The 15,059-nt window shown below is 73.1% G+C and carries 8 protein-coding genes; 2 read left to right on the top strand and 6 right to left on the bottom strand.

All coding sequences use genetic code 11. The features are described from left to right. The first annotated feature begins 3 nt into the window (after positions 1–3). Positions 4–1,524, top strand: a complete 1,521-nt coding sequence (gene glpK, locus ACGFZS_RS30085) for a glycerol kinase GlpK (RefSeq protein ID WP_393797721.1) — start codon at positions 4–6, stop codon at positions 1,522–1,524. A 60-nt stretch (positions 1,525–1,584) separates the two neighbouring features. Here the strand turns inward: glpK and ACGFZS_RS30080 are convergent, their stop codons facing one another. Genes ACGFZS_RS30080 through ACGFZS_RS30060 form a run of 5 tightly spaced genes read right to left on the bottom strand, consistent with a single transcriptional unit; the run spans position 1,585 to position 9,480 of the window. Further along, entirely contained in the window at positions 1,585–2,190 is a 606-nt protein-coding gene (locus tag ACGFZS_RS30080) for an ATP/GTP-binding protein (RefSeq protein ID WP_355722729.1), read from the bottom strand. Continuing rightward, positions 2,171–5,812 (bottom strand): hydantoinase B/oxoprolinase family protein, encoded by a 3,642-nt coding sequence (locus ACGFZS_RS30075; RefSeq protein WP_393797720.1) that lies wholly within the window; start codon positions 5,810–5,812, stop codon positions 2,171–2,173. Before ACGFZS_RS30075 ends, ACGFZS_RS30080 begins: the two co-directional genes overlap by 20 nt. A gap of 24 nt (positions 5,813–5,836) precedes the next feature. Next, positions 5,837–6,232 carry a DUF742 domain-containing protein gene (locus ACGFZS_RS30070; protein ID WP_355722724.1) on the bottom strand — a complete coding sequence of 132 codons (396 nt, stop codon included), beginning with the start codon at positions 6,230–6,232 and terminating at the stop codon, positions 5,837–5,839. Positions 6,233–6,241: 9 nt separating this feature from the next. Next, positions 6,242–6,676: a roadblock/LC7 domain-containing protein gene (locus tag ACGFZS_RS30065; RefSeq protein WP_359224668.1), complete on the bottom strand. Its 435-nt coding sequence runs from the start codon at positions 6,674–6,676 to the stop codon at positions 6,242–6,244. Continuing rightward, the gene (locus ACGFZS_RS30060) at positions 6,673–9,480 is read right to left on the bottom strand and encodes a nitrate- and nitrite sensing domain-containing protein (protein WP_393797719.1); all 2,808 of its coding nucleotides are present in this window, start codon (positions 9,478–9,480) and stop codon (positions 6,673–6,675) included. The genes ACGFZS_RS30065 and ACGFZS_RS30060 overlap by 4 nt, the downstream gene beginning before the upstream one ends. Before the next feature lie 434 nt (positions 9,481–9,914). On the opposite strand from ACGFZS_RS30060, the gene ACGFZS_RS30055 reads away from it, so the two are divergent. After that, on the top strand, positions 9,915–10,406 hold the full coding sequence (locus tag ACGFZS_RS30055) for a hypothetical protein (protein ID WP_393797718.1): 492 nt from the start codon (positions 9,915–9,917) through the stop codon (positions 10,404–10,406). A 52-nt stretch (positions 10,407–10,458) separates the two neighbouring features. On the opposite strand, the gene ACGFZS_RS30050 is transcribed toward ACGFZS_RS30055, so the two are convergent. Beyond that, the gene (locus tag ACGFZS_RS30050) at positions 10,459–15,054 is read right to left on the bottom strand and encodes a hypothetical protein (RefSeq protein ID WP_393797717.1); all 4,596 of its coding nucleotides are present in this window, start codon (positions 15,052–15,054) and stop codon (positions 10,459–10,461) included. Between the last annotated feature and the right edge of the window lie 5 nt (positions 15,055–15,059).

The following is a 15,059-nucleotide window of genomic DNA, read 5'->3' as shown; positions in this document are numbered from 1 at the left end:
GCCATGACGGACACCGCCGAGACGTACGTCGCCGCGATCGACCAGGGCACCACGTCGAGCCGCTGCATCATCTTCGACCACGGCGGCGCCATCGTCGCCGTCGACCAGCGCGAACACCGCCAGATCTTCCCCAAGCCGGGCTGGGTGGAGCACGACGCCACCGAGATCTGGTCCAAGGTGCAGGCCGTGGTCGCCGGGGCGCTCGCCAAGGCGGGGCTGCGCGCCGACCAGCTGAGCGCACTCGGCATCACCAACCAGCGCGAGACGACCGTGCTGTGGGACCGCGCCACCGGCAAGCCCGTGCACAACGCGATCGTCTGGCAGGACACCCGCACCGCGGCGCTCTGCAACGAACTGGGCGGCAGTGACGGCCAGGACCGCTTCCGCGAGCAGACCGGACTGCCGCTGGCCAGCTACTTCTCCGGGCCCAAGGCGGCCTGGCTGCTGGACAACGTGCCCGGGCTGCGGGACCGGGCCGAGCGCGGTGAGATCGCCTTCGGGACCATCGACTCCTGGCTGATCTGGAACCTCACCGGCGGCACCGACGGCGGCCGGCACGTCACCGACGTCACCAACGCCGGGCGCACCATGCTGATGAACCTGGAGACCCTCCAGTGGGACGCCGCCATCCTCGCCGCGATGAACGTCCCCGAGGCGGTGCTGCCCGAGATCAGGTCCTCCGCCGAGGTCTACGGCACCGCCGTCGGCCAGCTGGCCGGTGTGCCGGTGGCGTCCGCCCTGGGCGACCAGCAGGCAGCGGTGTTCGGGCAGGCCTGCTACGACGTCGGCACGGCGAAGAACACCTACGGGACGGGCAGTTTCCTGCTGCTCAACACCGGCAACCGGCCGGTGCCGTCCAAGAACGGGCTGCTGACGACGATGGGCTACAAGATCGGCGGCGAGGCGCCCGTCTACTGCCTGGAGGGTTCGATCGCCATCACGGGCGCGCTCGTCCAGTGGTTCCGCGACCAGCTCGGCATCATCCGCACCGCCGACGAGATCGAGACCCTCGCGGCGAGCGTCGACGACAACGGCGGCGCCTACATCGTGCCCGCCTTCTCCGGCCTGTTCGCGCCCTACTGGCGCTCGGACGCGCGCGGGGTCGTCACCGGACTCACCCGGTACGTCACCAAGGCGCACCTCGCCCGCGCGGTGCTGGAGGCGACCAGCTGGCAGACGCGGGAGGTCGTGGACGCCATGCACCAGGACTCCGGGGTGCAGATCACCACCCTGAAGGTGGACGGCGGCATGACCAAGAACAACCTCCTGATGCAGCACCAGGCCGACGTCCTCGGGGTGCCGGTGATCCGGCCCCGGGTCTCCGAGACGACCTGTCTGGGCGCCGCCTACGCGGCCGGCCTGGCGACCGGCGTCTGGAACGACCTGGACGAACTCAAGTCGCACTGGCAGAAGGACGTGGAGTGGACGCCCGCCATGGCGGCCTCGGTACGCGAACGGGAGTACGCCAGCTGGCGCAAGGCGGTGGAGAAGAGCTTCGGCTGGATCGAGGAGGGCGACGAGTAACCCCCCTGGGACCACGGCCCGTACCCCGGTCGGCGGGGGTACGGGCCGTGTCGCCGCCGCTCAGCCGGTGACGGCCCGCCGGCGGGCCGCCCCGAACGCCATCGCGTGCTGGACGACGCCGACGAGTACTTCCTTGACCGACTCGCGGTCCCGGGCGTCGCAGAGCACGACGGGCACGTCCGCGTCGAGGTCGAGGGCCTGACGGACATCGTCCACCGGATAGCGGGCCGCGTTCTCGAAGCAGTTGACGCCGATGACGAACGGTATGGAGCGCCGCTCGAAGTAGTCGACGGCGGCGAAGCAGTCCTCCAGGCGGCGGGTGTCGGCGAGCACGACGGCGCCCAGCGCGCCCTCGGACAGCTCGTCCCACATGAACCAGAACCGTTCCTGCCCGGGGGTGCCGAACAGGTACAGCACCAGGTCCTCGCGCAGGGTGATGCGGCCGAAGTCCATGGCGACGGTGGTGGTGTGCTTGCCCTCCACGCCGTTGGTGTCGTCGACCGGCCGCCCGGCCTCGGTGAGCAGTTCCTCCGTGCGCAGCGGCCTGATCTCGCTGACCGCGCCGACGAGGGTCGTCTTGCCCACGCCGAAGCCGCCCGCCACGAGGATCTTGAGCGTGACGGGTTCGACCGGGGGCTTGCCGCGCTCAGATCGGCCGAAGATCATCGGTCTCTTCTCCTGCTAGGTGGGGGTCGTTCCTGACGGGGGTCGGTGACGGACGTCCGTATCCGCCGCCGCCTGGGGTTTCGATGACGAGTACGTCGTCGGGGCCGACGTCCGCCGCGTCGCTGCCGCCGAGTCCGGTGACCGTGCCGTCGGCCCGCTCCACCCGGTTGGCGCCGAGCGCGCCGGGTGCGCCGCCCGCCATGCCGTACGGCGGGACCCGGCGGTGCTGGGAGAGCGTGGAGACGGTCATGGCTTCGAGGAACCGGATCCGGCGGACCGCGCCGTCCCCGCCGTGCCAGTGACCGGCGCCACCGCTGCCCGGCCGTACGGCGAACTCGTCGAGGCGGACGGGCAGCCGCCACTCCAGGACTTCCGGGTCGGTGAGCCGGGAGTTGGTCATGTGGGTCTGTACGACGCTCGCGCCGTGGAATCCGTCACCGGCGCCGGATCCGGAGGCGACGGTCTCGTAGTACTGGTGGCGCTCGTTGCCGAAGGTGACGTTGTTCATCGTCCCGGAGCCCTCGGCCTGGACTCCCAGGGCCGCGTAGAGGGCGCCCGTGATGGCCTGGGAGGTCTCGACGTTGCCCGCGACGACGGCGGCCGGCGGCTCGGGGGCGAGCATGGATCCGGGCGGTACGACGATGTCCAGGGGCCGCAGGCAGCCGTCGTTGAGCGGGATGTCGTCGGCGACCAGGGTGCGGAAGACGTACAGCACGGCCGCGTTGACCACCGAGAAGGGGGCGTTGAAGTTGGTGGCCAGCTGCGCGGAGGTGCCCGTGAAGTCGATGGTCGCGCGCCGGTCGTGGCGGTGCACGCGCACGCGTACGCGGATGACGGCGCCCGAGTCGGTCTCGTAGGCGTACTCGCCGTCCTCCAGGGCGTCGATGACGCGGCGGACCGCCTCCTCCGCGTTGTCCTGGACGTGCCGCATGTAGGCCTGGACGACGTCGAGGCCGAAGTCGTCGATCATGCGGGTGACCTCGTCGACGCCCTTGCGGTTGGCGGCGATCTGGGCGCGCAGGTCGGCGAGGTTGGTCTTCGGGTTGCGGGAGGGGTACCGCGCTGCGGTGAGCAGGCGGAGGGTCTCCGGTTCGCGGAAGCGGCCGTCCTCGGTGAGCAGCCAGTTGTCGAAGAGGACGCCTTCCTCCTCGATGGTGCGGCTGTTCGCCGGCATGGAGCCGGGTGCGATGCCGCCGATCTCGGCGTGGTGGCCGCGGGAGGCGACGTAGAACCGGATCCGGTCACCCTGTGTGTCGAACACGGGCGTGACGACGGTGACGTCCGGCAGGTGGGTGCCGCCGTGGTACGGGTCGTTGACGGCGTAGGTGTCGCCGGGCCGCATCGAGGTGCCGCGGCGGCGGATGACCTCCTTGACGCTGGTGCCCATGGAGCCCAGGTGGACGGGGATGTGAGGGGCGTTGGCCACCAGGTTCCCGTCCGGGTCGAACAGGGCGCAGGAGAAGTCCAGGCGTTCCTTGATGTTGACGGACTGGGCCGTCGACTCCAGCCGGGCGCCCATCTGTTCGGCGATCGACATGAACAGGTTGTTGAAGACCTCGAGCAGGACCGGGTCGGCTTCCGTGTCGAGATCGGAACTCTGCGTGACCGCCACGCGTTCCATGACCAGATGCCCGCCGTCCGTCGCCGCGGCCCGCCAGCCGTCGTCGACGACGGTGGTGGCACCGGCCTCGGTGACGAGCGCCGGGCCGGTGACGGACACCCCCGGAGGCAGGGCCTCCCGGCGGTGCAGGGGTACCTCGCGCCAGGCGCCGCCGGTGTGCAGGCGGACGGTCTCCGGGGCGGCGGGGCGGCCCTCGTACGGGGCGAGGGCGGAGAGATCGGGGGGTGGGGTGATGCCGGTGGCTTCCACGGAGAGGGCTTCGACGACGACCGGGCGGTCGAGGGTGAAGGAGTACGTGGCGCGATGACGTTCTTCGAAGGCGTGTTTCATCGCGTCGGGCTCGGTGAGCTCGACGGTGAGGGTGGTGTCGGTGCCGTCGTAGCGGAGCTGGGCGCGGCGGGTGACCTCGATGTGGTCATCGGGGACGTCCTCGGCGAGGAGTTCGGCGCGGGCCGCGGCCTCCAGGTCGTCGGCGGTCTTGCGGACGCCGGGCATGGCGGCGGGCTCCAGCGGGGCCTCGACGGACTGTTCGCGCATGGCGGTGGTGTCGGCGAGTCCGATGCCGAGCGCGGACAGGACACCGGCCATGGGCGGCACCAGGACGGTGCGGATACCGAGCGAGTCGGCGACCATGCACGCGTGCTGCCCGCCGGCCCCGCCGAAGGTGGTGAGGGCGTAGCGGGTGACGTCGTGGCCCTGCTGGACGGAGATCCGCTTCACGGCGTTGGCGATGTTGGCCACGGCGATGCTCAGGTAGCCCTCGGCGACCTGTTCCGGGGTGCGGTCGTCGCCGGTCCGCTCGCGGATCTCCCGCGCAAGGCCGGTGAAGCGGTCCCGGACCAGGTCCGCGTCCAGGGGCTGGTCCCCGTCGGGCCCGAACACCCGCGGGAAGTGGGCGGGTTGGATACGGCCGAGCATGACGTTGGCGTCGGTGACGGCGAGCGGGCCGCCGCCCCGGTAGCAGGCCGGGCCGGGGTCGGCGCCGGCCGAGTCCGGTCCGACGCGGTAGCGGGAGCCGTCGAAGTGCAGCACCGAGCCGCCGCCCGCGGCGACGGTGTGGATGTCCAGCATGGGCGCGCGCAGCCGGACGCCCGCGATCCGCGTGGTGAAGACCCGCTCGTACTCGCCCGCGTAATGGGACACGTCGGTGGAGGTGCCGCCCATGTCGAAGCCGATGACCCGGTCGAAGCCGGCCAGCCGCGACATCCGGGCCATGCCGACGATCCCGCCGGCCGGGCCGGAGAGGACGGCGTCCTTGCCGCGGAACTGGCCGGCCTCGGCGAGGCCGCCGTTGGACTGCATGAACATCAGCCGCACGCCTTCGAGCGCGTCGGCGACCTGCCGGACGTAGCGGCGCAGCACGGGCGACAGGTAGGCGTCGACGACGGCAGTGTCGCCGCGCGGGACGAGCTTCATCAGCGGGCTGACCTCGCTGGACAGCGAGATCTGGGGGAAGCCGGTGCGGGCGGCAAGCTCGCCGATCGCCTGCTCGTGGGCGGGGTGGAGGTGGCTGTGCAGGCAGACGACGGCGACGGCGCGGATCCCGTCGTCGTACGCCTCTCGCAGCGGGCCGGAGAGCGCGGCCAGGTCGGGGGCGCGCAGGACGGTGCCGTCGGCGGCGACGCGCTCGTCGGCCTCCACGACCCGTTCGTACAGCAGCTCGGGCAGGTCGATGCGGCGGGCGAAGATACGGGGGCGGTTCTGGTAGGCGATGCGCAGGGCGTCACGGAAGCCGCGGGTGATGACGAGAAGGGTGCGTTCGCCCTTGCGTTCCAGGAGGGCGTTGGTGGCGACGGTGGTGCCCATGCGGACCGCGTCGACGGCAGCGACGGGGTCACCGGAGCCGCCGAGGAGCTCGCGGACGCCTGCCACGGCCGCGTCGGCGTACCGCGCGGGGTTGTCGGAGAGGAGTTTGTGGGTGAGCAGCCGGCCGTCCGGGCGCCGTGCGACGACGTCGGTGAACGTACCGCCACGGTCGACCCAGAACTGCCAGCCTGTCACGTCACTACTCCGCATCCGCGCCGGTCACAGCGCCCGGAGGCCGTTGATCACGTCGCGCAGAATACTCTCGTCCACCAGTTCCGCCGGGGGTACCGGGCGGTTGACATGGACGAGTTCCCCGTCGACGAGGTCGCCGATGAGGACCCGGACCACTCCGATGGGGAGATCGAGTTCCGAAGCCAGCTCGGCGACCGACTGCGGGACGTCGCGGCAGAGCTCGACGATGTCCACGTGCTCCGGGGAGAGTGTCCGGTCGGCCTCCGGGTCGTCCGCGTGGGGCTCCGTGACGACCACCGCGATCAGATCGAGGCGGTGCTGGGCCGCACTGGTGGTGCGGCCACGCGTCATGGCGTACGGACGGACGACCGGTCCGGCCTCGTCGTCGAACCAGTGACTTCTTCCCTGACCGTCTCCGCTCATGTCACTCCACTACCCGCCCGAGGGCAGGTCGGTGCGCGGAGCGGACCCCAGATGTATGCCGACCCGCTTGACCAGGAGCGTCATCTCGTACGCGACCTGGCCGACGTCGGAGTCGGCGTCGGAGAGGACGGCGAGGCAGCTGCCGTCGCCGGCGGCCGTGACGAACAGGAAGGCCTCGTCCAGCTCGACGACGGTCTGCCGGACGGTGCCTGCCTCGAAGTGGCGTCCCACGCCCTTGGCGAGGCTGTGGAAGCCGGAGGCCACGGCCGCCAGGTGCTCGCTGTCCTCTCTGGTGAGGTCCTTGGAGACGCCGGTGGGCAGGCCGTCGCCGGAGAGCACGACGGCCTTGCGGATGCTGGCGACCCGGTCCACGAGGTCGTCCAGGAGCCAGTTCAGCTCGCGCTTGTTCGTCGCCGTGTGGCCGGTCGCCTTCGGATCGGTCATCGACCGTCCCCCTTAGTCGTTCCTTGCGCTGTGCCGTTCCGGGACCCGTCGCCCGCGGTGTTCTCCTCACGGCCGCGCTGCCAGCCGCGCTGGAGCGAGGCCATGCGGCTGCGTACCTCGTCGGCGTCGCGCTCGGCGGGTTCCGCCGCGCGCGTGGCGGGTCGTGTCGGGTCCTGTCGCAGCTGTGGGGCCAGGTTGGCCTGCCGTACCCGCCTGGGCAGCGGCCGGGTGCCGGATGCGGCCTCCGGGGGTGTGCTGCCGAGGGGCGGGACGGAGTCTTCGGTGCCGCTGTCGGCGGCGGGCTCGGCGTGCCGGGCGCGCCGGGGCAGGGCGGGGAGGCCGGCGGGTTCGCCGGGGCCGCCGGTGATGGGGACGGTGTGGTCCGGGGCGCGGTCGGCCGGGCCGGCGGCGCGCTGCGGGGACGGGTCGGTGCGGCGGCGGGCGGGCAGCGGGGCGAGTCCGCCCGGTTCGGGACGGGCCGGGTCCGGCTCGGCGCGGCGGGAGCGCTGCTCGGTGACGGGCCTGCCGTGCGAGCTGACCAGCTTGGGCGTGCGCCGCGTGGGCAGTGGCACGGGGTCCTCGGAGCGCTCGTCGCGGAAGCCGTCCGCGGTCTCCAGGGCCGGCTGGTGAAGTTCGCCCACGGCGGGGGTGGGCTCGTCCGCGCGGCCGAGGGAACGGCGGTGGCGGAACAGCCCGCCGCGCTCGCTGTCCTCGTCGGCGAGGGCGCCCGGGAAGCCGTCCAGGGCGTCCAGGTCGACGGGTGCCTCCAGCTCGACCGGCCCGTCCAGGAGCGCGGCCGGCCGGCCGGGCCGCTGCGCCGGCATCTGGGCCAGGGCGGCGGTGCGGCCCTCCTCGGGCTCGGCCTCCTGGGCGGGCCGGTCGAGGCGGAAGCCGATGCCGTTGGTGTCGGGGACGTCGTCGGTCAGCAGCACGTCGGGGATGAAGACGACGGCGGTGGTGCCGCCGTAGGGGGACGGCTGGAGCGAGACGCGGACGTTCTGGCGCTGGGCGAGGCGGCTGACCACGAACAGGCCGAGCCGGTCGGTGTCGGAGAGCTCGAACTCGGGGGTCTCGGCGAGCCGCAGGTTGGCCTCCAGGAGCGCCTCGGCCGCCATGCCGAGGCCGCGGTCGTGGATCTCCAGGGTGAATCCGTTGGCGACCCGTTCGCCGAGGACCTGGACGGCGGTGTGCGGGGGCGAGAACACCGTGGCGTTCTCCAGGAGTTCGGCCACCAGGTGGGTGAGGTCGGCGACGGCCGGGCCGGTGACGGCGACGCGGGGCAGCCGGCGGACCTCGATGCGCTCGTAGTCCTCGACCTCGGCCACCGCGGCACGCACCACGTCCATCAGCTGGACGGGCCGGCGCCACTGCCGCGAGGGTGCCGCGCCGGAGAGGATCACCAGGCCTTCGGCGTGCCGGCGCATACGCGTGGTGAGGTGGTCCAGGCGGAAGAGGTCGGCGAGTTCGTCGGTGTCCTCGGTCCGGCGTTCCATGGTGTCGAGCAGGGTGAGCTGCTTGTGCAGCAGGACCTGGCTGCGGCGGGCGAGGTTGACGAAGACCTCGGAGACACCGGAGCGCAGTTCGGCCTGTTTGACGGCGGCTTCCACGGCGGCGCGCTGCAGGGTGTTGAGGGCCTGGCCGACCTCGCCCATCTCGTTCTTGTCGTACTCCAGGCGCGGGACCTCGGTCTCCACGTCGACCTGTTCGCCCGCGGACAGCCGGCGCATCACGCTCGGCAGCCGGACTCCGGAGGCCTCGTGCGCCTCCTGGCGCAGCAGTCGCAGGTCGCGGATGAGGCCGCGGCCGACCCGGACGGACACGATGAGCGAGAACAGCAGGGCGACCAGGCCGAGGACGCCGACGGCGGCCGCCCGGACGATCACGCTGATGACGGCGGGCCGGACCCGGTCCTGATAGCGGTCGGCGGCCTGGTCGTCGAGGTCGCCCAGCTCCTTGAGGACGTTGCCCGCGGCGGAGTCCCAGCTCTTCGCGCCGACGTCGTCGGGCAGGCCCGACCCGGCGGCGATGACGGACTTCTCGGCCTCTCGGAGCGGGGCCGTCGTGGCGTTGCTCCAGAAGCGGTCGAAGCGGTCGCGTTCGGCGGACGGCAGCAGCGGCAGGCCGACGTTGTACAGGAGGGTGCGCTGGGCGACGAGGTCGGCGATCTCGCGGCTCTCTTCGCGGGAGAGTTTCCCGACCACCAGGGCGGAGCCGAGCAGGGCGTCCTCGCGGGAGACGAGTTCGCGGGCGAGCGTGACGTTGTCGAGGGCGCGGGCCTGCTTCTCCAACTCGACGTCGCTGGGCCCGTCGAGGGTGGTGAGCAGCGCGAAGCACGGGTCGACGAGACGGTTGTAGAGGTCGAAGGCCTGGGCCCGGTCGACCGTGCCCTCCTCGACGCTGCGGCGCAGGGTGTCGATGCCCTCGAAGGCGTCGAGCACGGCCGAGAGGCCCTCTCGGTCGTCGGCGTCCATCCCGTCGAGGGCGCCCTGCTTCTTTGCGTTCCTGCGGAGTTCGGCGACGGCGCTGTCGGTGGCGGCGCGCGTGCGCTGCAGGGCGGTCAGCGCGTCGGCGGCGCGCGGGTCGGCGAGATAGACGAGGGTCTGCCGGCGTTCCTGCTGCAGGACCCGGGTGGTGTCCTCGGTGGGGTAGCCGATGTCCTCGGTGACGGCCGAGACCTGGAAGAGTCCGGTGACCTCGCGTCCCGTCAGTACGGTCGCGAAGCCCCAGACCGCGGCCAGGGACACCAGCGGCACGAGAAGCAGCGCCACGATCTTCCGGCGGATCGACTTCCCGCGAAAGCGCATGTCCTCCCCCTGCTCGTCCCCCGCCGGCCGGGGGTACATATGTGCGTCAACAAACGGCGTGAGCCTACTACCGCCACATGGATAACTCGAAGGCGTGTCCGGACGATGAACTTCCGCCCTGGGGTCGGCACATGACGAACGGGCAGGGAGAGTTGTCCGGGCATTGCGGGAGATTGCCCCCGCGGTCACGCCGAGTTCGTGCGAGTGGGGCGGGAACGGGACGAAGGATCAGTTGGCCGGAATTTTTCGCTGGTTGGGAATCATCGGGCGAGTTCGTTCGTCCTTGTACATGGGAGATGGGTGCGGAATCGGCCACAGGAGCCGCATCTCGCATCCGGGCGGCGTAAAACAGCGCAAGCCGGGCAGCCACTGGGGAGCCGGGGTCGTCGGACACCGGTGCGAGGAGTCTGCCGGCGGTGGGGAGTGACACGTTGATGGGGACGGCTCAGCGGCGCTTGGCGCCCGAGGACGACACGGTGGTGAGCTCGACGGCACGACCGGGACCCGGGGCACGTACGCGACAGCAGGTGCCGTACCGGCCGCTGTGGGTCGAGGAGCCCGCCAAGCGGTACCGGATGCCGGATCCGGTGCGTACCTCGGCCGTGCGGGCGGTGATCATCATCGCGGTCACGCTGATCCAGGCCATGGTGGCGTTCCTCTGCACGATGGCGGAGTCCTGGCTGGCGTTCCCGATGGTGATCAGCAGCGTGGCGAGCACGGTGGTGGCCACCTGGAGCGCGGTCGACGTGCTGGTGACCCGTCAGGTGTGGAGCCAGCGCAACGGCGTGGTCTCGGAGCCGAGCAGCACGGCGCGCACCTTGCGCCGCGAGCGGCGGGCGGCCCGGCGCCAGGAGCGGGCCGCCGAGCGCGAACAGGAGCGGATACGGCGCCACGGCGGCAACGCCGGGCAGCTGTCCCACCCCTGAGCGCGCCACGGGCGACACCGGCGACACGCGGGTGACGGGGGCGCGGGCCCCCTCAGGCCGAGGGTTTCTTGAACATCCGGGTCGCCGTGATCTCGCTGTGGACGGTCTCTCCGGCCTGGAGCTGCTGCGGCAGCCCGGGCCGGAGGTGTTCCTCGACGCTGATGTACTTCAGCCCGGCCCTGAGGTCGGCATCGTTGCGCAACCTGATGACCAGCGGGAACTCGGCCAGCGCGGTCGTGTCGAACAGTCCGGTCGTATAGAGCAGCTGCACCCCCAGGGCGTCCGACACGGCCCGCTGAAGCTCCAGCAGATACGTCGCGTTGGCCCGCCCGATCGGGTTGTCGAGGAACAGCGTCCCCGCGTGCCGGTGCTTGTCCCGGCCCCGGTCGTTGGAGCGCAGCGCGGCCATCGTGCAGTACAGGGCGATGGCGGCCGTGAGCAGCTGCCCGCCGGAGAACACGTCCCCCATCTGCCCCACCGGGACCCGCTCCGCGCGCAGCACCGCGTCGGGCTTGAGGATCTCGACGGCGATCCCCTTCGGTTGCAGGGCCGCCGCAACGCCCCGCAGCAGCAGGGACATTCCGTCCCGCCGCAGGTCGGAGTTCTTCTTCACGGCGGCCCGGGTCGCCTCGTCGACGACCTCGCCCAGCCGCTCGGTGAGCGTGGCCTGGTCGGGCTCCTCGAAGCGGATGCGCAGGAACTCCTGCCCGGACCACTCGCCGAGCCCCTCGGGCAGCCGGGACAGCCGCTGGGCGGACCGCAGGGTCGCGAGCGCGGACTCGACGAGCCCGCGCAGCCGGTCCACGATCGAGTCCCGATTGCGCTCCAGCTGCGCCAGCTCATCGGTCAGCACACGCAGTCGGGGGGCGAAGGCGTCGGCCCACTTCTGGGCGTGCTCGGGCAGCGCGGAGGCGGGCAGTTCACGGATCTGCTGACGCGCGGGGGTGCGGACCGCCTCGTACCGCGTGGAGTTGGCGTGCCGGACCAGCACATCGCTCGCCTCGCGTACGGCGGACTCGGCGGTGGACAGGTCACCGGCGCAGCCGCGCAGCGAGCGGCGGGCCTCGGCGGCGGACTGCCGGGCCTCCTCCGGGCTGCCGGGGTAGGGCTCGGGCGCCTCCTGCTCTTCTTCGGGGGCGTGCTCGCGCAGCAGGTCGCGGAGCATGGCGGCGATCTCGTCGAAGCCGCCGGCCGCGTCCTCGGCGGCGCGGTGGGTCTCCAGCAGTTCGGCGTGGGCCTCGCGGGCCTGGGCCAACGCCTCGGTGCGTGAGGCCAGTTCGGCCGTCGCGGTGCGCAGCAGCGCCTGGGCGTGCTCGGCGTCGCGCGGCTGCGTCTCCTCGGGCAGCTCGGTGTGCGCCTCGCCGTCCTCGGGGGCGTGCCGCTCGGCCTCGCCGCGCAGGCGCCCGAGCTGCTCGCTGGCGGTCGACATCCGGGTCTCCAGGAGCTGCACCAGCTCCTCCGCGCGGGCGGCGGCGGCCTGCCGGGAGGGTCCGTCGGAGCCTTCCGGCGACTGGAGCAGCTGCTCCGCGCGGGTGCGGACCTTGTTGCTCAGCCGGTCCAGTTCCGCGAGCGCGGCGCTCTCGTCGCTCTCCGAGCGGGCCTGCTCGGCACGCAGGTCGGCGCCGACACCGACCTTCTCGTAGACCTGGGAGGCGGCCCGGTAGGCCTCGCGCAGGGCGGGCAGCGAGGACCTGGGCGCGTCCTCGTCCGCCTCGGGCACGTCGTCGGGGGCGCCGGCGATCTCGGAGCGCTCGGCGCGCAGCGCGCGGGCGGTGCGGCGGGCGTCGTCGGCGGCGCGCTGGGCGGCGCGCCGGTCCTCGTCGGCGGCCCGGGCGCGGTCCAGGCAGGACTGGGCGCGGGCCTCCGACTCGACGGCCTCGTCGGCGAGTTCCCGCAGTTTCACCTGCCAGCCGGACCGCTCGCGGAGCCGGAACGCGAGGCCGGCGAGGGCGTCGGCGGACCGTCGGGCCCGCTGCGCGGCCTCCTGCCGCTCGTCACGCGCCTGGGCGGCCTCGGCGGCGGCCTCCTCGGTCTCCGCCCGCACGGTCCGCGCCTCGGTCAGTTCGGCCTCGGACTCCTCCGCGAACGCGCGGGTGTCCCCCGCGGTCCGTGCCAGCTCCACCAGCCGCCCGGCCGGGCAGCCGGTACGCCAGGAGGCGAGCCGGGCGGCCAGTTCGCGGTCCTTGCCGAGCCGCGCGGCGAGGGTGCGGATCTCCTCGTCCCGCTCGGTCGCCCGGGCGCGGAGCGCCTGGCGTTCCTCGTCGGCGGCGTGCTCGTCGTGCATGGCCGGGTTCGGCGGTACGAGGAACACGTCGCCCGGGGTGGCGTCGGCGGCCGGAGTCGGTGCGAGCAGGGCGGCGGCGGTGCCGACGGCGACGGCGGAACGCGGCAGCAGGGCCGCCTCGCCGAGTGCCTCGCGAGCCCGCGCGTGCGTGTCCGGGTCGGTGATGATGACGCCGTCGACGAGTTCGGGGCGGGCGGCGAGCACGCGCGCGTGATCCGCCGGGTCGACGGCCTGGGCTAGGTAGCGCCAGCCGGGCAGGGCCGGGATGCCGTGCTCGCCGAGGAACTCGACGGTGGCCAGCACATCGGGTCCCGGGGGCAGCAGTCCGCCGTCGCCCAGGGCACCGAGGATCCGGGAGTCGTCGGCGGCCGCGGTGCGCAGTTCGAACAGGTGCCGCTCGGCGGAGCCGACGGCGTCGTCGAGCAGCTCGCGCAGCTCGTCGGCGAACCGGTCGAGTTCCTCGGGGGTGAGGGTGTCGTCGCCGCCCTCGTGCCGGGGCCGTGGCACAGCCGTACGGGAGCCGGTGAGGCCGAGCAGTTCGGCGAGCCGCTGCTCCGCCGCCAGGGCCTCGGCGAGGCGCTTCTCGGCGTCGTACGTCCGCTCGGCCGCCGTCGCCGCGTCCGCCGCGCGGGCTGCCGTGAGCTCGGCGCGGGACTCGGCGGAGGCCGCCTCGCGCGCGTGCTCGGCGGTCTTGCGGGAGGCCTCGCGGGCGGTGTCCCAGGCGGCCACGGCCGTCTTCTCGGCGTCGCTGGCCGCGAGGGCGGCGCGGGCCGGGTCGGCGTCCGGGGCGCTGTCGTCGAGCCAGCCCGCGCGGACCGCCTCGGCGGTCTCCTGCTCGACCTCGCCGAGGCGCTGGCGCAGATGTCCGGCCTCGCTGCGGGCACGCTGGGCCTCGGTGGCGGAGGAGGTCGAGTCCCGGTACGCGGAGTCGCTGACCTCCTGGAGGGCGGCGGACCGCTCCTCCTCCTCGTTGGCGAGGTTCTCGGCGTTCTCGGCGGCCGAGTGCAGGGCCCTGACGAGGTCGACGGCGGCCTTCGCGCGGGCGGCGAGCGCGGGGGCCGCGTCCCGTTCGGCCTCCTGGATGGCGGCGGCCACCCGTGCGACGCGGTCGGCGGCGGCCCGGTGCCGCAGCACGGCCTCGGCGGCCTGCCAGGCGGAGTGCAGGGTGCGCGCGTCGGCCAGCTCGCGTTTCTGCGCGGCGGCCGACTTCTCACCGGCGGCCAGCGCCAGCGAGGCGTGCCGGTAGGCGAGTTCGGCGGCGATGAGCGCGCTGCGCTCACGGGCGCCCTCGGAGTGGGTGACGGCGTAGGCGGCGGCCGTGACCCGCTGGGCGAGTTCGGCGGCGCGCACCCGCTCCTCCACGCCCCGCGCGGACAGCCGCCGGGCCAGCGTGCGCGTGCGGCGTTCGGCGCCCGCGTGGATGTCCCGCGCGCGGGCCCGTCCCTCCGCGGCCTCCACGATCCGGCTGAGCAGCTCCACCGATCCGGCGGTGAAGTCCCGTTCGGCGATCAGTTCGGCGCGCCGCCCCAGCTTGTTGCCGAAGCCGCCGACCAGGTCGGCGAGCCCGTCGGTGTCCCGGGTGTCGGTCACGGCCCGCAGCAGCAGGTCGGTGAAGTCGGAGTCCTTCTTCACCGCGAACAGGCCGGCGGCCTCGCCCTCGTCGGCGTTCATCTCCCGCTGGTAGCGGAAGAGTTCGGGGTCCAGGCCCAGGTCGCCGAGGTGCTCGATCCAGCGGTCGTGGATCTCCTCCCAGTGCACCTCCAGATGCGGGTAGAACTTGCTCGCCTCGGTGATGGCGTCCCTGAAGCCCTTCATGGTCCGCCGACGCCCCTGTGCGCCGGACGCGCCCTCCACCGGCGGCCGTACGGCGGTGGACTCGGCGACCGGCAGGTTGTCCAGCGAGAGCCCCGGACCCGGCCGGAAGGAGTACCAGGCCTCCGCGAACTTCCGCGGGTCGTTGGAGACCTGCCGCCCCCGCCACTCGCTCACCTTGCCCACGACCACGCACTCGCCGGTCAGGGTGTGCTGCCACTCCAGGGCGACATGCCCGCAGTCGTCGGCGAGCAGGAACTTGCGCAGCACGCCCGAGCTGGCGCCGCCGAGGGTGTTGCGGTGGCCCGGCAGCATCACCGAGAAGATCAGCTTGAGCAGCACCGACTTGCCGCCGCCGTTCTCCAGGAAGAGCACGCCTGCGGGCGCGGGCCGGCGCGGCGGGCCGACCGGCTCCTCCTCGAAGAACTCCGCCTGGGTGGGGGCGGGGTCGGGCACGGGCTCGCCGACACCGCGCAGGTCCAGCACGGTGTCGGCGTAGCGCGCACCGGCGGGCCCGATGGAGTAGAGGCGGACCCGGGACAGCTCGTACATGGCGG

The sequence above is a fragment of the Streptomyces sp. NPDC048288 genome (assembly GCF_043201555.1).
In the GTDB taxonomy this organism is placed as follows: Bacteria; Actinomycetota; Actinomycetes; order Streptomycetales; family Streptomycetaceae; genus Streptomyces.
The sequence above is the reverse complement of the archived record's forward strand: the minus strand, read 5'-3'. Positions and strand labels throughout refer to the sequence as shown.